A 19,659-nucleotide genomic window follows, 5' to 3' on the forward strand; every position below is an offset into this window, starting at 1 on the left:
TGCGTATTGGCAAGGTGAAGTGTCCGCCAGGGCCGGCGGCGGCTCAATCCGGTTTGCGACCACCGGTGTCCGTAAACCGCAGATCGGGGTCTGCGGCGAAGTCACATGAAAAGCTGGATGTTGCCAAAGGCGGCGTCGCAGTTGACCAGGTCCACGCGTTTGAGCTGGATGCGCAGGGCGTCGCCTTGCCACACCAGGGTGTGGGTGGCCCAGCCGGCGTAGAGGGTCTGGGTGTCGCGCCGGCTTTCGACGTAGTGGAAGGCGGTGCGGCAGGTGTAGGTGCCTGCCACATCGTCGCGCGCGGTGACCACAGGTTGCTGCAGCAGGTGGTGGCAGCGGCTGGTGGGCTGTTGCGAGAAGGTGCGCGCACCGTGCAGGCGTTCGATGCGCACCTTGAGCAACAGCTTGTCCTCAAACATCAGCGAGGCGTGCAGGCGCGGGTCGGTCTGGCCGTGGGCCAGAGGCATCCAGTAGCGACCGTCTTCGGTGAACAAGGCCAGCCAGTCGTCGAAGCGCAGTTCGTCGAGCAGGTTGGCCTCGGCCACGACGAAGTCGATGAGTTGCTGGTTCGTGGGCGTGCTCATTGGGCGGCCTCCGTGGGCATGGTGGCGGTCATGAACTTGACCCAGGCGCGCATCTGGCTGCGCATCTGCATTTCGTTGGTGCCGTTGGTGATGACGTTGGTTTGGTTCACCTCGGCCGGGTCGTACAGGCGGGCCACGTTGATCCACTGCGAGCCGCGCGAGTGCAGCGCGGTCTGGGCGCGTTCGTACATTTCCAGGTCGTCGTGCCCCACCACCGAAGTGGGTGCGTTGATGAGGCGGTTGTACATGAGGGTGCGTTCCAGCAGCAGGTCGGGCGCGCCCACGAGGCGAAAGGTCCAACTCTCCACCAGCGTTTTGTCTGCCGCGATGGGTTTGAACAGGCGCAGGGTCTGGATGGGGCCCTTGACCATGATGTTGGGGAAGTAGACGGTGTTGTGCCGCACGTCGCCCAGGATGGCCTTGGCGCGTTCTTCGCCGTAGGCGGCCACCATCTGCTCCATGTAGCCGGGCACGGCCGAGTAGTCGGCGTGGATGGAGTCGCTCACACCGGTGTGGCCGTGGCCGTTGTCCCACACGCGTATGCCCATGTTCTCGAAGAACTCGTAGGGACTCACGAAGGGCGCGAACAGCTCCACCGCCATGGGCTTGGGCGTGCCAGGTGGCGCGTTGTTCCAGACCTGTACGGCGGTGCCGGCCGACGACTCGTGCGCCACCATGGGGTGGCAGGTGTCGGTCTGGTTGTCCACCAGCATCTTCCAGTTGCAGTGGTGCATGTAGCGCATCACGCCACCGGCCACCTCCAGCTTGCCTTCGGGCGAGCGGTCCACCATGTTGTCCAGCGTGCTGAGCGACTCGCCGAAGAATTCATCGAAGCCAATGCCCTCGGGGTTGAGGCGGCAGAACACGAAGTCACGGTACACCTGCACCGCGCCGACGGGCACCATGCCATGTGAGGCTTCACAGCTCTCCAGGCCGGTGTTGTCGTAGCCTTTTTTCAGCGGGATGGACAGCAACTTGCCGTCGGTGCGGAAGGTCCAGGCGTGGTAGGGGCAACGGAAGAACTTGCCGGTGTTGCCACAGCCATCGGGGGCCACCTGCACGCCCTTGTGGGGACAGCGGTTGTAGAGCACACGCACGCTCTGGTCGGTGTGGCGCGCCATCACCACGGGCTGGGTGCCCACGGTGGTGGTGTAGAAGTCGCCCACTTTGGGCACTTGGCTGGCATGGCCCACATAGACCCAGGTGTTGGCAAAGAGGTGCGCCATTTCCAGGTCGAAGATCTCGTCGTCGATGTAGCAGTCCTTGTGCACCTCGGTGTCGCGCACCAATGCCGCCACCGCTTGTGCGCGGTTGTGGTAATTCGCCATGCCAGTCTCCTCTGCTTGCGTGCTCAGTCGAGCTTGATGTTGGCTTCGCGGATCACCTTGCCCCAGCGCTCGCGCTCTTTGGCGGCGAAGCTGGCGGCTTGGGCGGCGGTGGTGGGCATGGGCTCGATGCCCAGCACCTGCATGCGGGCTTTGACCTCGGTGGCGTTCAGTGCGTCGTTGAGGTGTTTGTTGAGCTTTTGCACCGATGCGGGGCTGGCTGCGGTGGGCACCACCAGGGCCTGCCAGGCGTAGGCTTCAAAGTCCTTCAGGCCTTGTTCGGCGAGGGTCGGAATCTCGGGCATGGACTTCATGCGCTGCAGGCTGGCCACGCCAATGGGGCGCACCTTGCCGGAGGTGAGAAAGGCGCCACCGCTGGAGGTGTCCACAAACATGAAGGGCAGTTGACCGCCCACCACGTCGGCCATGGCGGGCGCGGCACCGCGGTAGGCGATGTGGGTCAGTGGTGTGCCGATCTGGGTGCGGAAGTACTCGGTCACCAGGTGGTGCGGGCTGCCCGCGCCCGGGCTGCCGTAGGCGGCCAGTTTGGGGTCGCTTTTGATCCAGACCAGAAACTCCTTGAGGTTCTTGGGCGGCGCGCTGGGGTTGACCACCAGCACCAGCGGGAAGCGGGCGATCATGCCCACGGGGGCGAAGTCCTTTTCGGCGCTGTAGTTGAGCTTGCTGAACAGGAAGGGGTTGGCGCCCAGGACGGCCGAGTCGGCGGTGAAGAGGGTGTTGTCCACGTCGCGCACCTTGGCCACGTAGTCGGCCGCGATGTTGGAGCCGGCACCCGGTTTGTTGGTGACGATGACGGTGTGGTTGATCGATTTGCCCATGGCATCGGCCAGCATGCGGGCCACCACGTCGGAGCCACCGCCGGCGGCGTAGCCGACCACCCACTCGATGGGTTTGTTGTTGTCAAAAGCCATGGCCGACAAGGGCATCACGGCCAGTAGGACACGCGCGAGCAGTTTGGAAATCATGGACGGTTCCTTCGGAGGGTTGGGGATCAAAGGTCGAGCACCAGGCGCGGCCCCCGGGCGCGCGAGATGCAGATCTGGATGACGTTGCCGGCCGCTTTTTCGGACGCGCTCAACACGTAGTCGCGGTGGTCGATGTCGCCTTCGATCACCGGCACCGCACACACGCCACATTCGCCGCGCTTGCAGTCGAACAATGGGTCGCAGCCGTGTTCGATCAGGCAGTCGAGGATGGACTGGTCGGCGGCCACGCGGTGGGTCACACCGCTTTGCGCCAGCACCACGTCGAAGGCCTGGTCGCCGGCCTCGGGCGCGGCGGCGGTGAAGAGTTCAAAGTGCACGCGCCCCGGTGCCCAGCCACGCGCGTGGGCGGCGGTCAGCACCGCGTCCAGCATGGGTTTGGGGCCACACATGTAGACCTGCTCGTCGCTGGCGCAGCCGTCGAGCAACGCCGCGATGTCTAGCGGCGTGCCGGCCTCGTCGTCGGCGTGCACGTGCAGGGCATCGCCCAGCAGTGCTTGCAAGGCGGGCAAGAAGGCCAGCAACGACCGGCTGCGCCCGGCGTACACCATGCGCACCGGCCGTTGTGCGGCGCGCAGTTCGGCCGCCATGCTCAGCAAGGGCGTCACACCAATGCCACCGGCCACCAACAGCACGGGTGCGTGGCCACCATGCAGCGGGAAGTCGTTTTTGGGCGGCTCGATCACCAGGCGGTCGCCCACCTGCAGCCCGTGCATGAAGCGCGAACCGCCCCGGCCTTCGTCTTCACGGCGCACGGCGATGTCGTAGTGTGTGGGCGCGCTGGTGGCACCGGCCTCCGGCAGGGGGTTGATGAGCGAATAGTGGCGCCAATCCTGCTGCTCACCGGGCAGCGACACCTGCACCCGCACATGGGCGCCCGCCTTGAACGCGGGCAGGGCCTGCCCTGCCGGGGCTTGCAGGCGCAGTCGCCGGATCAGCGGGTTGAGCGCTTCGGCTTCGGCGACCCGAACTTCGATGGAAGACGACATGGCGGGGGTTCCATTCCAATGATTTCGGATGTATTCTGGAGCACAACACTTCAAAAGTAAATCAATTCATTTTCATGGTTTTCCCTAGGGCGGATTCGGTGCACGAAATCACCGCTTCGGTGCGAAGATGTCTCGACACGGTGCAAAAAACGTTGGAAAAAACACAGTCATGAACACGATCAAACACCACACGGTCACGACCACATCGGGCCCGGTGCACGTGGCCCGTTGTGGGCAGGGGCAGCCCCTGTTGCTGCTGCACCAAACGCCCCGCTCCTGGCGCGAGTACGAGCACGTGTTGCCGCTGTTGGGGCGCGGCTTTGACGTCATCGCCATGGACACGGTGGGTTACGGCGACACGCCGCCGTTCGCCGATGGCGACCCCAGCATCGCGCGTTGGGCCGCCACCGCGTTGGCGCTGATGGACGCCCTGGGGTTCGCGGCGTTTGGGGTGGTGGGCCACCACACGGGCGCGGTGATCGCGATGGAAATGGCCGCACAGGCGCCCACACGGGTGCGGGCGCTGGTGTTGTCGTCGTGCCCGTATGTGGACGCCGAGCGCCGCGCGCGCCACGGGCAACACGCGGTGGTGGACGGGGTGACGCACCGCGCCGACGGGGGGCACCTGCTGGACCTATGGCGGGGCCGGCAAGCGTTCTATCCGGAGGGCGATGTGGCGCTGCTGGAACGCTTTGTGGCCGACGCGCTGCGTGCCGATGGCCGCGCGGCGCAAGGGCATCTCACGGTCAACCGCTATCGCATGGAAGACCGCATTGGTCTGGTGCGTTGCCCCACGCTGTTGATCGGTGCCACGGCCGATCCACACGCCTACCCCGCCGTGCCGCGCCTGGCCCAGGCCATGCCTCACGCACAACGTGTGGACATCGAGGGCGGCATGGTGCCGCTGCCCGAACAGATGCCACAGCAGTTCGCCGATGTGGTGGGTGGCTTCCTGGTGGGCTTGCCTGACTGAGCCCACGCCATCCCACGGAAGTCGGCGGAAAACGGACAGCGCCGCGCCGTTTCGGGATAGCGCATCACGGTTCCCGTCGGCACCATCACAAGCTACCGACTTTGTGCCATGAAAGGATGACCATGACCGCTTCTTTGACCGACTTCGCCCAGGACATCGCCACCGGCAAGCTGCGCGTGATCGACCTCACCCAGACCCTCTCCGAGTCTTTCCCGCCGCTGCAGCTGCCGCCGCAATTTGGCCAGGTGTGGGCTTTCAAGAAGGAGCGCATCTCGCAGTACGACGAGGCGGGTCCGGGCTGGTACTGGAACAACTTTTCGTGTGGCGAACACACGGGCACCCACTTTGACGCGCCGGCCCACTGGGTCACCGGCAAGGACCACGCCCAGAACACGGTGGACACCATTGACCCGGCCAAGTTTGTGGCCCCCGCCGTGGTGGTGGATGCCAGCGCGGAAGTGGCTGCCAACGCCGACTGGCTGCTCACCGTGGAATTCCTGCAGGCCTGGGAAGCGAAACACGGCACCATCCCCGCCGGCGCCTGGCTGCTGTTCCGCACCGATTGGAGCAAGCGCATCAGCGACCCGGCCAGTTTCGTCAACATGAGGGAAGACGGCGCCCACACGCCCGGCCCCACACAAGCGGCGGTGGAGTGGCTCATCGACGAACGCAAGGTGCTGGGCTTTGGTGTGGAGACCATCAACACCGACGCCGGTCAGTCGTATGCGTGGCCGGTGGCCTACCCCTGCCACACCTTGATGCACGGGGCCAACAAGTACGGCCTGCAGTGCCTCAAGAACCTGGACCAGTTGCCGCCCAAGGGCGCGGTCATCCTGGCCGCGCCGCTCAAGATCGAAGGTGGTTCGGGCAGCCCTTTGCGTGTGTTGGCATTGGTGAGCGGAGACTGAACGATGGCAGAGCGTTCGTTTGCCGCCGAGGTGCGGCAGCTGGAGGTGCCGGCCGGCACCGAATTCCACGGCGAGGGCATCCTGGCCGTCACCAAGGCCTTGCTCGAATGTGGGGTGGGCTATGTGACGGGCTACCAAGGGTCGCCCATCTCGCACCTGATGGACGTGCTGGCCGATGCGCAGCCGATTCTTGAGAAGCTGGGCGTGTATTTCGAGCCTGCGGCCAGCGAGGCGGCCGCCGCCTCGGCGCTGTCGGCGTCGGTGAGTTACCCGGTGCGTGGGGCCGTGACCTGGAAGTCCACCGTGGGCACCAACGTGGCCTCGGACGCGCTGGCCAACCTGGCCTCGGGCGGCGTCACCGGCGGCTCGCTCATCATCGTGGGCGAAGACTACGGCGAGGGCTCCAGCATCATGCAGGAGCGCACCCACGCCTTCGCCATGAAGTCGCAGATGTGGCTGCTTGATCCGCGCCCACACCTGCCCTCCATCGTCAAGGCGGTGCACGATGGCTTCGCGCTGTCCGAGGCCTCCAACACGCCGGTGATGCTGCAGTTGCGCATCCGTTCTTGCCACCTGCACGGCAGCTTCATCACCAAAGAAAACCAGCGCCCCAAGTTCACGCTCAACGAGGCGCTGGAAGCGCCGGTGCGCGACGTCAACCGCATCGTCTTGCCGCCCGCCTCCTTCCTGCACGAGAAGGAAAAGATCGAGAACCGCTGGCCGGCGGCGGTGAAGTACATCCAGGAACACCAGCTCAATGAATTTATCGATGGCGACATCGAGCACCTCGGCATCATCACCCTGGGTGGCCTGACCAACAACGTGCAGCGCGCGCTGCAGTTGCTCGAACTCGGTGACCTGTGGGGCGAGACGCGGGTGCCGATGTACGTGCTCAACGTGGCCTACCCGCTGGTGGAAGAAGAGGTGCTGCGTTTCTGCCAGGGCAAGAAGGCCGTGCTGGTGGTGGAGGAAGGCCAGCCCGACTACCACGAGCAGCACCTCAACACCATCCTGCGCCGCCATGGCGTCGGCACCGCCATCCACGGCAAGGACCTGTTGCCCATGGCCGGCGACTACACCGTGGCTGCGCTGCGCAGCGGCATCCGTGGTTTTGTCGAGAAGCACCACCCGGCTGCGTTCGCCAAACCGGTGTCGCTGGGCATGCCGACGATGCCCGTGGCCTCTCCCAAGCCTGCACCGGTGATCCCCAGCAGCGGCAACGACATCCAGCTGCCACCGCGTCCGCCTGGGCTGTGTGTGGGTTGCCCTGAGCGCCCCATCTTTTCGTCGCTGAAGCTCGCCATGCAGGAGCACGGCCAGCACCACATTTCGTCCGACATCGGCTGCCACCTTTTTTCCAGCCAGGCGCCTTTTGACATGGGTGCGACCACCATGGGCTATGGCCTGGGCGCGTCCAGCGCTTCGGCTTTCAATGCAGGCAAACTGTTCGGCTCGTCCAAGCGGGCGATTGCCATGATGGGCGACGGTGGCTTCTGGCACAACGGCCTGGCCACCGGCATCGGCAACGCGGTGTTCAACAAACACGACAACGTGTTCCTGATCATCGACAACAACTACTCGGCGGCCACCGGCGGGCAGGACATCCTGTCCTCGCGCGCCGACAACGAACACCGCAGCACCCGCCACCCGATCGAGAACGCGGTGCGTGGCGTGGGCGTGGAGTGGGTGCGTTTTGTCTCGCGTACCTACGACGTCAACGCCATGCGTGATGCGATCAGCGAGGCCATGACCACCGAGTACGACGGCCCCAAGGTCATCATTGCGCAGAGCGAGTGCATGCTCAACCGCCAGCGCCGCGAGAAACCCAAGGTGGCCGCCGCCATCAAGGGTGGCGAGCGGGTGGTGAAGGAGCGCTTTGGCGTCGACGCCGCCGTCTGCTCGGGCGACCACGCCTGCATGCGCGTCTCCGGCTGCCCCAGCCTCACGCTGGCGCCCAGTGGTGACGCCCTCAAGCCCGATCCGGTGGCCCACGTGGACGAAGCCTGCGTGGCCTGTGGCCACTGCGGCGAGGTGGCCGATTCGGCCGTGTTGTGCCCGTCGTTCTACAAGGTCGAACGGGTGCACAACGCCAGCGGCGGCGACCGCTGGATCAGCGGCCTGCGCCACAAGGTGCTGGGCTGGTGGCACCGCCGCACCCACGCCGCCCGCGCCCAGCGCGCCCTGTTCCCCCTGGAAAACCTGTCATGAGCCTGAGCAAAGCCCGTTCTATCAACATCGCCATCCTGGCCCTGGGTGGGCAGGGCGGCGGCGTGCTGGTCGACTGGATTGTGGGCATGGCCGAACACGAGGGCTGGACCGCCCAGGCCACCTCGGTGGCCGGCGTCGCCCAACGCACCGGCGCCACCATCTACTACGTTGAGCTGGTGTCCAAGCAGGACAGACCCCGCCCCGATGTCCAGCCGGTGCTGGCCCTGATGGCCGTGCCCGGCGACGTGGACGTGGTCATTGCGGCCGAGCTGATGGAGGCCGGCCGCGCGGTGCAGCGTGGCCTGGTCACGCCCGACCGCACCACGCTGATCGCCAGCAGCCACCGCATTTATTCGGTGTTGGAGAAGACCACGCCCGGCAACGGCCTGGCCGACAGCGAACCGGTGGCGCAGCTCCTCAAGGACAACGCCCGCCAGCTGGTGTTGGACGACATGCAGGCGCTGGCGGTGAAGAATGGCAGCGTCATCTCTGCCAGCCTGTTTGGCGCCCTGGCCGGCAGCGGTGCGCTGCCCTTCCCGCAATCCGCTTTTGAGGGCGTGGTGGAGCGCAACGGTGTGGGGGTCAAGACCAGCCTGGCCGCCTTGCGCGCCGCCGCCGACCTGGCCCGCCAGCCCATCGCCCAGCCCAAGGTGGCCGCCTCGGGCATGGAAACCACGGCCCGCGCCTTGCCCGATCGGGCCGCCGCCCCGGCCGTGCAGCCCTTGCTCGATCGCATCCGCGCCGACTTCCCTGCGCCCGCCTGGAACATGCTGGGTGAAGGCCTGGCACGCGTCATGGACTACCAGGACCTGGCCTACGGCCGCGAGTACCTGGACCGCGTGGCTGCCTTTGTGCGCTTTGGTGACGCCACCATGGTGGCCGAGGCCGCGCACTGGATCGCGGTGGCCATGAGCTACGACGACGTGATCCGGGTGGCCGACCTCAAGACCCGGCCCGAACGCTGGGCGCGCGTGCGCCGCGAGGTGGGTGCAGGTGCCGATGAGGTGGTGGGCACCGAGGAGTTTTTCCACCCCCGCCTGCCCGAGATCCTGGGCCTGCTGCCCGTGGGCCTGGCGCGCCGGGTGCAGGCCAATGCCGGTCTCAGCGGCTGGCTGGCGGCCCGCTTCGACAAGGGCCGGCGCATCCGCGCCTTCAGCTTGCGCGGTCACCTGCAACTGCGTTTTGTGGCCGGCCTGCGCCGCTGGCGCCGGGGCAACCTGCGCCATGCCGAAGAGATGTTGCACATCCAGCAATGGTTGGACGCCGTCCTGGCCATCGCGCCGCAGGACCTGGCCCTGGCCACCGAGCTGCTGCGCTGCCGCCGCCTCGTCAAAGGCTACAGCGACACCCACGCGCGCGGCAGCAGCCGGTTTGATCGCTTGATGCAAGCCGCACAGATGTTGCGTGACCGCGAAGGCGCTGCCGCCGACCTGGCCGCGCTGCGCGAAGCGGCCCTGCGCGACGCCGAAGGCAAGGCGCTGAACCTGCGCTGGGGCGCGCTGCAACTGCCGGCAGTGGCTTGACTCGGTGCTGGCGTGCGCGCGGAGCAGGGTGATGGCATCATGCGCCCGCCCACCCGTTAGATCTTGACCACCACGCACACGCTCACTACGTCCACCTGGCTTGAACAGCTGGGTTTCGACTGGGGCGACCTGGTCCGCGGGCGCCGCTTGCGGGCGCTGTCTAAGAACGATTGCCTCTACGCCCAAGGCCAGGCCGATCCCCATGTTTACATCATTCATGCGGGGCGCATCCGGCTGACCCTGCACGACAGCCAGGGCCGCGAGTTGCATGTGGCCATCGTGGGGCGCAGCGGTCTGTTGGGCGACACCGGCGCCAGTGCATTCGGCCGGCACCTGTGCTCGGCCTATGCCTCAGCCCAGTCCAGTGTGTACGTGGTGCCACGCGAGGCGCTGCTTGTGGGCATGGCCACCCAACCACTGTGGTTGCAGCAGGCGCGCTCCATGGCCGACCACCTGACGCAGTTGAGCCTGCAGCACCACTGGCTGCTGGGTGGCCTGGGCGCGCGCCAGCGGGTGTGCCACCACCTGCTGGGTCTGCTCGCCAGCTTCGGCCAGCCTCACCCGCGCGGGCAGCGGCTTAGCATTGTTTTTTCGCAGCAGGAGATGGCCGATCTGTGTTGCATTTCCCGCGTCAGCGTCTCCCACGTGTGGCGCGAACTCGAAGGGGATGGCGTGATCGCGCGGGAAGGCCGGCAGCTGGTGGTTCTGGACGCGCAGGCGCTGAGGAACAAAGCCAACTGAGCGTTTGTTGGCAAACACGGCAAAGCGTAAAGCGCTTTACAGACGCGGTTGTTGCACCGGCCTAGCATGGCCTGTCCTCAACGCCACAGCCTTGCCCATGACCGATTTTCCTTTCGCCCAAGAGCGCGAGTTGTTTCCTATACTGCGCCACAAGGTGCAGTTGTCCAGCTGTTCGCAAAGCGCGCTGAGCCTTCCCGTGGCGCAGGCCATGGCCGCGTACCAAGATGGTTGGTTGCGGCAAGGCATGGACTGGAGCGGCTGGATGGCGGGGGTGGCGCAAGCCAAGAGCGAGTTTGCCCGCCTCATTGGCGCCGACGCCGACGAGATTGCCGTCATGTCCTCGGTGTCTGACATCGCCTCCTCCGTTGTCGGCGCGCTGGACTTCAGTACCGAGCGCGCGCGCATCGTCGCCACCGCGCTGGACTTTCCTTCTACCGGTCACGTGTGGCTGGCCCAGCAGCGGCGCGGTGCGCAGGTGCATTTCGTTGAAGAAGGTGCCGAAGGTGGCATCGAGGAAGCGGCTTTGCTGGCTGCCATCGACGAGCGCACCCGCCTGGTGGCGCTGTCGCAGGTGTCCTACTACGGTGGTCATCTGATCGATGTCGCTCGGGTGGCCGAGCGCGCCCGCGAGGTGGGTGCCTTGTTGTGGGTGGACGCCTACCAGTCCGCTGGGACTTTGCCTATCGATGTGCGGCGCGACGGCATCGACATGCTCGCCAGCGGTGCACAGAAGTACTTGCTGGGTTGCCCCGGCATCGCCTTTGTTTACATCCGGCGTGGGTTGGCGCAGACGCTGCAACCGCTCAACACTGGCTGGTTTGGCCGGGTGAATCCGTTTGCCTTCGACATCCGGGGCCTTGACTGGGCCGATGGCGCGCGGCGTCTGGACACGGGCACCCCGCCCATGCTCAACGGCTGCGTTGCCGCGGCTGGCCTGGCGCTGCTCAATCGCTTGGATATGGTGGCTGTGCGCGACCACCTGCGTGCGCTTTCGGAAGTGGCACTGGAGACCGTGCGTGAGCAAGGCCTGGCGACCGCCAGCCCGCTGGACCCGGCGCACAAGGGCAGCAACACCGCAGTGTGTGTGGCCGATGCTGCCGCCCTGGAGCAGCGCATGGCCGAGGCGGGCTACATCGTGTCGGCGCGCGGCGGCGTGATCCGCGTGGCGCCCCACTTCTACAACACCGCAGACGAGGTGCGCGATGCCATCCGCACACTGGCCAGCCTGGCCAGGGCATGAACAGGCACGAACCGGTGAGCTAAACCATGAACGCACCGACCGAACACATTGCCCGCGCCGAGTGCGCGGTGTCCGCCGCCGACGCGCTGGCCTTCCTGGCCGACGGCCTGCGCCTGGGTCGCTGGGGCCTGGGGTCCATGGACACCGTGGTGGTTGCGCCTGGCGTGGTGCGTGGCACCTCATTGTTTGACGGCAGCCAGAGCTACATCCGCCCCGTGGCCGATGCTGCCGCCGGCACGGTGACCTACTTTGTTGGCAGCGACCCGGTGCGCTTGACGCCCCGCATACAAGCCTGTGTGACGCCCACCCAGGCGGGTTGCGTCGTGGCGCTGCACGCGCAGCGAGGCGTTGACATGGACGATGCGCGGTGGCTGCGTTTGATGCGCTGCCACGACGTCGAAATTTTGCTGATACAGGCCCAGGTGGCTGCCGCTGTGCTGTCCTGCCCCCCTTGCGTTTCCACTCCCCCTCCCACCCCCGACTGAAGGAATTTCGCCATGGTCACCTCCCTTGCCCGCCGATCTGTACTGCGCCACCTGGGCGCGCTTGCCACCGCCGCCACGGTGCCCGGCTTGTCTTTTGCACAGTCCAGCGGCGTGCCGCTGCGCATCGTCGTCGGCTTTCCGCCCGGTGGTGCCACCGACACGGTGGCGCGCATCTTGGTCGAGCGCTTGCGCGAGGCCCTGGGCGGACAAACGATCATTGTTGACAACAAGGCCGGCGCCGGGGGCCAGATCGCGGCGCAGGCCCTCAAAACGGCCGCCCCCGATGGCCACACGCTGATGCTGTCCATTGACCACACGCAAGTCATAGTTCCATTGACCATGAACACCGCCGGTTACGACGCCGTGCAAGACTTCACGCCCGTGGCTGGTGTGGCGCAGTACTTCAACGCGCTTGCAGTGAACAGCAGCATCGGCGTGCGCTCGGTGTCCGAGCTGGCGGCCTGGCTCAAGGCCAACCCCTCACAGCAGAACTACGGTATCCCCGCACCAGGCAGCGTGCCCCAATTCGCCGGTTTCATCCTGGGCAAGTCCATGGGCCTGCCGCTCAACCCCATTCCCTACAAGGGCGGCGCACCGTTGATCGCCGACCTGCTGGGCGCCCAAGTGCCCATGGGTTTTGCCTCCCTCACGGAGCTCATTGAGCACCACCGCAGTGGCAAGTTGCGTGTCTTGGCCACCACCGGCACGCAGCGCAGCAAAACGGCGCCCGACATCCCGACCTTCCAGGAACTGGGTCTCAAAGGCCTGGACAAAAACCCCTGGTTGGGATTCTTCGGTCCGCGCGGGCTGCCGCCCGCCACCGTCGAGCGTTTCAATGCCGCCGTGCGCAAGGCACTGGGCGATGCCGATGTGCGCGAGAAGCTGGCCAAACTGGGCAACGAGGCCATGCCCAGCACCGCCGCCGAACTGGGCCATTGGGTGGCTGACGCGCACGCGCACTGGTCGGGCGTGATTCGCGAATCGGGTTTCACGCCCGGTTGAGGCTTCACCGCCGCGCTTGCGGCATCATGGTGGGCGATGTTTTTCAAGCTCACCATGACCCCTTGTTTTGAGCCCGCTCACCTGTCTGCCGTTGCTGCGTTGCTGCGTGAGGTTGCGGCCGTTGAAATCATGCCCCGCTTCGGTCGCCTCCAGCGCGACCAGATCCACGAAAAGACGTCGGCCTTCGACGTGGTGACCGAGGCGGACGAGGCGGCCGAACGCGCGATTGCCGCCGGCTTGCGCGCGGCCTTCCCGGGGGCCGACGTGGTGGGCGAGGAGGCCACCGGGCGCGACCCCGCCTTGCTGGACCTGCTGGGCAGCAGCGCGCTGGTGTTCGTGGTGGACCCACTGGACGGCACCAAAAACTTTGCCTCGGGCCTGCCGCTGTTCGGCGTGATGGTGGCGGTGGTGCAGCGCGGCGAGGTGGTGGCTGGCGTGATCCACGACCCGGTGGGCCAGACCACCGCCTGTGCCTTGCGTGGCCAGGGCGCGTGGTTGCTGGCGCCCGACGGGCAGCGCACGCCCTTGCGCGTGGCGGCCCCCCAAGCCGTGAAGCAGATGCACGGCATCGTCAGCACCAACTTTGTGCCGGAGCCCTTGCGTACCCAGGTCAACGCACGCCTGTCCAGCCTGGCCACCACCAACTGGTTCCGCTGTGCCGCCCACGAATACCGGCTGGCCGCCGCCGGCCACGTGGACGTGCTGTTCTACAACAAGCTGATGCCGTGGGACCACGCGGCCGGTTGGCTGCTGCACCAGGAGGCGGGTGGCTACAGCGCCCATTTTGATGGTTCGCCGTACCGGCCCACCCACACCACCGGCGGCCTGCTGTGTGCGCCGGACCGCGCCAGCTGGGCCGCTGTGCACCGGGCTTTGTTGGGTGATGCGTCGCCTTCTTGACATTGCTTGACCTAGGTCAAGGGGTGCGGTGGGGGCACGGGGACAATCCCGCATCCCCACGAACCTACCCATGAGCGACCAGCCGCCTGCGCGGCAGCCGCACCGAAGCCATTGGCTTCACCGAGCTGCCTTTTTGTTGACCGTTGCCGCCGTGGTGTTGGGCCTGGCCGGCTTCACGCTCTACCGCGACCAGCAGCGGTTGCGCGAGCGTGCCAGCACCAGCACCCAAAACATCGCGGCCCTGCTGGACCAATCCATCGCCTCGGCCTTTGACAAGGTGGACAGCGTGTTGCTGAGCACCGAACAGCTGTACCTGCGGCGCGGTCCGGGTGGTGTGCCCACGGCGCTGCCCCCGTCCGACGTGAACGCACAGCTGCGGCTGCTGGCGGCGCATGTGCCTGAGGTGTTTGCCATCCGCATCCTGGACCGCAACGGGGTGCTGCGCTACGGCAGCGACGAGTTGCCGGCCCAGCGCATGAGCTACGCCGATCGTGGCTTTTTCACCCGGCTGCGCGACAACCCCGGCCAGGGCCGCGTGGTGGATGGGCCTTTGCTGGGGCGCCAGCACACGCAGTGGATTGTGGTGCTGGCCCGCCCGCTGCTGGACAAGGAGGGGCGTTTTGCCGGCGTGGTGTACGCCAACTTCCGCACCGCCTTTTTCGAGCGCATCCTGTCGGCGCCGGTGCTCGGCCCGCAGGGCGCGGCCACGGTGCGCACCACCGATCTGGCGTTGGTGCACCGTTTTCCGGACACCCAGGGTGCGGTCGGCAGCCGCAACGTGTCCAGGGAACTGGCGGCTGCCATCGGGGCCCACCCGCAGGCGGGCGAATACATCGCCGCCACAGCGTTGGACGGCATCGAGCGCAGCAACGCCTACCGGCGCGTGAGCGGCCTGCCGTTTTACGTGATTGTGGGCACCGCCACACTCAACGACACCCGCCACCTGTTGCGGTATGGGTCGGTGTTGTTTGCGCTGGCTGCGTGTGCGTTGGGTCTGGCAGCGGTGGTGGTGTGGGTCAACGTGCGCAACGAGCGCCGGCTCCGGGCCGACATCAGCGCCCGCAAGGACATCAATGCCGCTTTGCAGCGCGAGGTGGATGAGCGCCGCCGTGCCGAGGCGCAGGCGACCCAGGCCTTGCGCTATGCGCGCGGTCTGATCGAAGGCAGCCTGGACCCCCTGGTGGTGTTGGACCGTGAGGGGCTGATCACCGATGGCAACCAGGCCTTCGAGAGCTTTGTGGGCCAGCCCAAGGAGGCCTTGATCGGGCAGGCGTATGCGGCTTGGTGTGTGTTGCCAGAAGCCGCCCGGCTCACGGTGGCGGCGGTGTTTCACCACGGCAGCGTGCACCGCCAGCCCTTGGACATGCGGCTGGCGGCCGGCGAGGTCAAGCACACCTTGTTCAGCGCCCGCCTGTACCGAGGCCCCGACGACGAGGTGGCGGGCCTGGTGGCCACGGTGCACGACACCACCGAACAACGCCGGGCCGAGCAGTACATGCGGGTGGCGGCGGCGGCCTTTGAAGCGCAGGAAGGCATGATGGTCACCGATGCGCAGCATGTGATTCTGCGGGTCAACAAGGCCTTCACCCGCATCACCGGCTACAGCGCCGACGAGGCCGTGGGCCAGACGCCGCGCCTGCTGAGTTCGGGGCACCACACGCAGGACTTCTACACCGCCATGTACCAGAGCCTGGCCGAAACCAACGCGTGGCAGGGCGAGGTGTGGAACCGGCGCAAAAACGGGCAGATCTACCCGCAGTGGCTGACCATCACCGCCGTGCGCGACGCCGACGGCCACCTCGACAACTACGTCTCCACCCTCTCCGACATCACCTTCCGAAAAGAGGCCGAGGACAAGATCAAGGTGCTGGCCTACTTCGACGCCCTCACTGGCCTGGCCAACCGGCGCATGCTGATGGACCGCCTGGGCCACGCGCTGGCCAGCAGCAACCGCTCGGGGCAGTATGGCGCGCTGTTGTTCATCGACCTGGACCGCTTCAAGAACGTCAACGACACCCTGGGCCACGACTACGGCGACCTGCTGCTGCAGCAAGTCGCCCAGCGCATCACCGCCCAGGTGCGCGAGAACGACACGGTGGCACGCCTGGGTGGCGACGAGTTTGTGGTGATGCTGGACGCGCTCACCGACCGCGCCGACACCTCCGCCGACCACGCCCGTCTGGTGGGCGAAAAACTGCTGGCCACCATTGGCGAGCCTTACCACATCAAAGGCCTGGAGTGCCGCAGTTCGCCCAGCATAGGCATCACCCTCTTCATGGACCACCACCACACGGCGGAGGAGGTGCTGCGCCAGGCCGACCTGGCCATGTACCAGGCCAAAGGCAACGGGCGCAACGGCCTGCGCTTTTTTGACCCGGCCATGGACGCCGAGGTGGCGCGCCGCGCTGCGTTGGAGCACGACCTGCGCAGCGCCATCGAACACCACCAACTGGAGCTGCACTACCAGGCGCAGGTGAACGGGCGTGGCGACACCGTGGGCGCCGAGGCGCTGGTGCGTTGGTCACATCCCGCGCGTGGGCGCGTCTCGCCAGCCGAGTTCATTCCCATCGCCGAAGAGTCCGGGCTGATCCTGCCGCTGGGCGCCTGGGTGCTGGACGAGGCATGCCGGCAACTGGCCACCTGGGCCGCACACCCCCAACTGCAGCGCATCACGGTGGCGGTCAACATCAGCGCGCGGCAGATCCAGCAAGAGGACTTTGTGCAACAGGTGCGCACCGTGGTGCGGCGGCACGGCATCGAGCCCCGGCGCCTGAAATTGGAGCTGACCGAAAGTGTGCTGATCTCCGACATCCAGGGCATTGCCGACAAGATGGTGGCGCTGCAGCTCGATGGCATCCGTTTTGCGCTGGACGACTTTGGCACCGGCTTCTCATCGCTGAGCTACCTCAAGCGTTTGCCGCTGGACCAGCTCAAGATCGACAGCAGCTTTGTGCGCGACATCCTGATCGACCCCAGCGACAAGGCGATTGCGCGCATGGTCATCTCGCTGGGCCACAGCCTGGAGCTGGAGGTGATCGCCGAAGGCGTGGAAACCGAGGCACAAAGCAGCATGTTGGCCTCGTTGGGTTGCCACCGCTACCAGGGTTATTTGTATGGCAAAGCCTGCGCCGCTCCCGCGTTCGAGGCCTTGGCGCTGGGCGCGGCAGCCGCACCTGCGTGACGGTGGTGTGTGTTGGTCGCGCGCGGCGGTTTTGTATAGTGGCGCTCCACATTTGACCGCCGCAACGCCATCCACCGCGATGTCCTCAGCCTTCATTGAATGGGTCGGTTTTCTCGCCGCCGCGCTCACCACCCTGAGTTTTGTGCCCCAGGCCTGGCTCACGTTCAAAACGCGCGATGTCAGCGGCATTTCGCTCGGCATGTACAGCGCCTTCACCCTGGGCGTGGCCTTGTGGCTGGTGTACGGCTTTGCGCTGGGCGCCTGGCCTTTGATCGCAGCCAACTCGGTCACCTTGTCGCTGGCCTTGGCGATTCTGGTGATGCGGTTGCGTTTTGGGGGCAAGCGCTCGGGCGCCTGATCAGGCTGCCGCGCGTTGCAGCCGGTCGCGCACGCCGTCCCATTCGGGCGCGGGTGGGGGCGTTTCGATCCAGATCAGTTTGACGCCGGCGTCGTCGAAAGCGCGCAGCACGGCGAACAATTCCTGCGCGCAGGCAGCGGCGTCGTCGGGCATGGCGCGTTGCACCAGGTGTTTGCTGGCACTGTTCACCCGACTGCGGGTGTAGACGGCGATGTGGCGGGCGTCGGTGCCGAGCACGTCCAACGCGCTCTGGATCTGCTGGGCGTCCATCAACCGCACCTTGGCCTGGGGTGCGTAGTGCGATTCGAGCGTGCCTGAAGCGCGGGGGGCTTGTTCGTCGCGGGCACGCAGGGGTTGGCCACACACGGCTTCGATGTGCGCGGCCGTGAGCATGCCGGGGCGCAGCAGCACGGGGTGGCCCCGGCTGGCGTCCACGATGGTGGATTCGATGCCCACGTCGCAGGGGCCGCCGTCGAGCACACACAGTTCGGTGTCGCTCAGCACACCCTCGAATTCCGACACCACGTGTGCCGCCGTGGTGGGGCTGACGCGGCCGAAGCGGTTGGCGCTGGGCGCGGCCACGCCCCACACGCCGAGGGGTCGCGCGGCGTGCAGCACGGCCTGCGCCACGGGGTGCGAGGGGCAACGCAGCCCAATGGAGTTTTGCCCGCCGGCGGCCACGGCCCCCACCACCTCACGGCGCGGCAGGATGAGGGTGAGCGGGCCGGGCCAGAAGGCGCGCATGAGGCGCAGCGCGAAGTCGGGCACGTCGGTGGCGTAGTGTTGCACCGCCGGCCACCATTCGGCCTCGGTGGCGCCGGCCACGTGCACGATCAGCGGGTGGTTGCTGGGGCGGCCTTTGGCGCTGAAGATGCGCGCCACCGCGCTGGCGTTGTCGGCGTCGGCGCCGAGGCCATACACGGTTTCGGTGGGCAGGCCGAGCAGGCGGCCATCGGCCAGGGCCTGTGCGGCCTGCGCGATGGCGGTGGCTTGTCTGCCGTCCAGCGGGGTGTTCATGGCAGGGCGGGCAGGCCCAACATCGCCGCTGCTTGAGTGGCGGTGGCTTTCACCTCGGCCACGGTGGTGCCGGTGATGTTGAGGTGGCCCATCTTGCGGCCAGGGCGGGCGTCGAGCTTGCCGTAGAGGTGCAGGTGGGTGCCGGGCAAGGCCAGCACGCGGTCCCAGGCGGGCGAGCGCGCGGTCTTGTCGGCGCCCTCGGGGAACCACAGGTCGCCCAGGATGTTGAGCATGATGGCCGGGCTGTGCTGGCGCACCTCGCGCAGCGGCAGGCCGGCCATGGCGCGCACCTGCTGCTCGAACTGCGACACGTCGCAGGCGTTTTGTGTGTAGTGGCCGCTGTTGTGTGGGCGCGGGGCCATTTCGTTGACCACCAGGGCGCCGTCGGCGCTGCCGTCGTCGATGACGAAATACTCCACACACAACACGCCCACGTACTGAAGCTGGTGGGCGATGGCGATGGTGGCGGCGCGCGCCTTGTCGCACAGGGCGGCGGGCAGGGCGCCTTCATACACCTCGGTCACGGCCAGGATGCCGTCAACGTGGGTGTTGCGCTGCACCGGGTAGCTCACCGCCTGGCCGTTGGCACCGCGCGCGACGATGACCGAACACTCGGCCTTGAGCGGCAGCATTTTTTCCAGCACGCAGGGCACGCGCTTGAGCTGGTCCCAGGCGGCGGCCAGCTCGGCGCGGTCTTTCACGCGGATCTGGCCCTTGCCGTCGTAGCCCAGCCGCGCGGTCTTGAGGATGCCGGGCAGCAGGTCGGCCGGCACGGCGGCCAGCAAGGCCTCGGATTCGATGGCGGCGTAAGGCGCCGGGCCGATGCCGCTGGTGGGCAAGCTGGCCACGAAGTGGGCTTTTTCCTGGATGCGGTCTTGCGCCACGGCCACCGCGTGGGCGCCGGGGGCCACCGGGCGGTGGGCGCCCAGGGTGATGAGCGCGGGCGCTGGCACGTTCTCGAATTCGGTGGTGATGGCGTCGCAGCGTTGCATCAACTGCGCCAGGCCTTGTTCGTCCTCGTAGCCGGTCTGGATGTGCCAATGCGCGACACGGCCGGCCGGGCTGGCCGGATCGGGGTCGAGCACCGCCGTGAAATAGCCCATGGCCTGGGCGGCGTGCACGAACATGCGGCCCAACTGGCCGCCGCCCATCACGCCCAGCGTCAGTTGCTGGCCGGTGGCGCCTGTGGTGCCGGGAAGCAGGGTCTTGAGGGTCATGGTG

General features: G+C 66.9%; 17 protein-coding genes. 11 read left to right on the forward strand and 6 right to left on the reverse strand.

Going from position 1 to position 19,659, the window contains the following annotated elements; translation table 11 throughout:
* Window positions 1–101: 101 nt before the first annotated feature.
* From ACFQPB_RS09720 to ACFQPB_RS09735, 4 genes are read right to left on the reverse strand one after another with little or no spacing between them, the layout of a single operon-like run.
* A complete protein-coding gene (locus tag ACFQPB_RS09720; RefSeq protein WP_382222412.1) occupies window positions 102–584 on the reverse strand; it encodes an aromatic-ring-hydroxylating dioxygenase subunit beta in 483 nt (160 codons plus the stop codon).
* On the reverse strand, window positions 581–1,912 hold the full coding sequence (locus ACFQPB_RS09725; protein ID WP_382222415.1) for an aromatic ring-hydroxylating dioxygenase subunit alpha: 1,332 nt from the start codon (window positions 1,910–1,912) through the stop codon (window positions 581–583). The genes ACFQPB_RS09720 and ACFQPB_RS09725 overlap by 4 nt, the downstream gene beginning before the upstream one ends.
* Window positions 1,913–1,935: 23 nt before the next feature.
* The gene (locus ACFQPB_RS09730; RefSeq protein WP_382222418.1) at window positions 1,936–2,895 is read right to left on the reverse strand and encodes a Bug family tripartite tricarboxylate transporter substrate binding protein; all 960 of its coding nucleotides are present in this window, start codon (window positions 2,893–2,895) and stop codon (window positions 1,936–1,938) included.
* 26 nt (window positions 2,896–2,921) lie between these two features.
* On the reverse strand, window positions 2,922–3,902 hold the full coding sequence (locus ACFQPB_RS09735) for a PDR/VanB family oxidoreductase (protein ID WP_382222419.1): 981 nt from the start codon (window positions 3,900–3,902) through the stop codon (window positions 2,922–2,924).
* A gap of 169 nt (window positions 3,903–4,071) precedes the next feature.
* Here ACFQPB_RS09735 and ACFQPB_RS09740 point away from each other — a divergent pair, with 169 nt between their 5' ends.
* From ACFQPB_RS09740 to ACFQPB_RS09790, 11 genes are all read left to right on the forward strand, one after another.
* Window positions 4,072–4,875, forward strand: a complete 804-nt coding sequence (locus ACFQPB_RS09740) for an alpha/beta fold hydrolase (RefSeq protein WP_382222421.1) — start codon at window positions 4,072–4,074, stop codon at window positions 4,873–4,875.
* 122 nt (window positions 4,876–4,997) lie between these two features.
* Complete coding sequence (locus ACFQPB_RS09745; protein ID WP_382222424.1) at window positions 4,998–5,783, forward strand: cyclase family protein; 786 nt, start codon at window positions 4,998–5,000, stop codon at window positions 5,781–5,783.
* Window positions 5,784–5,786: 3 nt separating this feature from the next.
* A complete protein-coding gene (locus tag ACFQPB_RS09750) occupies window positions 5,787–7,991 on the forward strand; it encodes a thiamine pyrophosphate-dependent enzyme (RefSeq protein WP_382222426.1) in 2,205 nt (734 codons plus the stop codon).
* Entirely contained in the window at window positions 7,988–9,514 is a 1,527-nt protein-coding gene (locus ACFQPB_RS09755; RefSeq protein WP_382222429.1) for an indolepyruvate oxidoreductase subunit beta family protein, read from the forward strand. The genes ACFQPB_RS09750 and ACFQPB_RS09755 overlap by 4 nt, the downstream gene beginning before the upstream one ends.
* 63 nt (window positions 9,515–9,577) lie before the next feature.
* A complete protein-coding gene (locus ACFQPB_RS09760; RefSeq protein ID WP_382222432.1) occupies window positions 9,578–10,255 on the forward strand; it encodes a Crp/Fnr family transcriptional regulator in 678 nt (225 codons plus the stop codon).
* Between the two features lie 97 nt (window positions 10,256–10,352).
* Window positions 10,353–11,495 (forward strand): aminotransferase class V-fold PLP-dependent enzyme, encoded by a 1,143-nt coding sequence (locus ACFQPB_RS09765; RefSeq protein WP_382222434.1) that lies wholly within the window; start codon window positions 10,353–10,355, stop codon window positions 11,493–11,495.
* Window positions 11,496–11,521: 26 nt separating this feature from the next.
* Complete coding sequence (locus ACFQPB_RS09770; protein ID WP_382222437.1) at window positions 11,522–11,980, forward strand: hypothetical protein; 459 nt, start codon at window positions 11,522–11,524, stop codon at window positions 11,978–11,980.
* 12 nt (window positions 11,981–11,992) lie between these two features.
* On the forward strand, window positions 11,993–12,982 hold the full coding sequence (locus ACFQPB_RS09775) for a Bug family tripartite tricarboxylate transporter substrate binding protein (protein ID WP_382222439.1): 990 nt from the start codon (window positions 11,993–11,995) through the stop codon (window positions 12,980–12,982).
* Window positions 12,983–13,036: 54 nt separating this feature from the next.
* Complete coding sequence (locus ACFQPB_RS09780; RefSeq protein ID WP_382222442.1) at window positions 13,037–13,882, forward strand: inositol monophosphatase family protein; 846 nt, start codon at window positions 13,037–13,039, stop codon at window positions 13,880–13,882.
* Window positions 13,883–14,015: 133 nt separating this feature from the next.
* A complete protein-coding gene (locus ACFQPB_RS09785) occupies window positions 14,016–17,063 on the forward strand; it encodes a bifunctional diguanylate cyclase/phosphodiesterase (RefSeq protein ID WP_382222444.1) in 3,048 nt (1,015 codons plus the stop codon).
* Window positions 17,064–17,142: 79 nt separating this feature from the next.
* Window positions 17,143–17,421, forward strand: coding sequence for a SemiSWEET transporter (locus ACFQPB_RS09790; RefSeq protein ID WP_382222446.1), 279 nt, complete (start codon window positions 17,143–17,145; stop codon window positions 17,419–17,421).
* Here ACFQPB_RS09790 and ACFQPB_RS09795 read toward each other — a convergent pair whose 3' ends face one another.
* Both ACFQPB_RS09795 and ACFQPB_RS09800 read right to left on the reverse strand, forming a co-directional pair.
* On the reverse strand, window positions 17,422–18,438 hold the full coding sequence (locus ACFQPB_RS09795) for an L-threonylcarbamoyladenylate synthase (protein ID WP_382222448.1): 1,017 nt from the start codon (window positions 18,436–18,438) through the stop codon (window positions 17,422–17,424).
* A complete protein-coding gene (locus ACFQPB_RS09800; RefSeq protein ID WP_382222451.1) occupies window positions 18,435–19,655 on the reverse strand; it encodes a 5-(carboxyamino)imidazole ribonucleotide synthase in 1,221 nt (406 codons plus the stop codon). Before ACFQPB_RS09800 ends, ACFQPB_RS09795 begins: the two co-directional genes overlap by 4 nt.
* Between the last annotated feature and the right edge of the window lie 4 nt (window positions 19,656–19,659).

The sequence above is a fragment of the Hydrogenophaga atypica genome (genome assembly GCF_042665215.1).
Lineage (GTDB): Bacteria > Pseudomonadota > Gammaproteobacteria > Burkholderiales > Burkholderiaceae_C > Hydrogenophaga > Hydrogenophaga defluvii_A.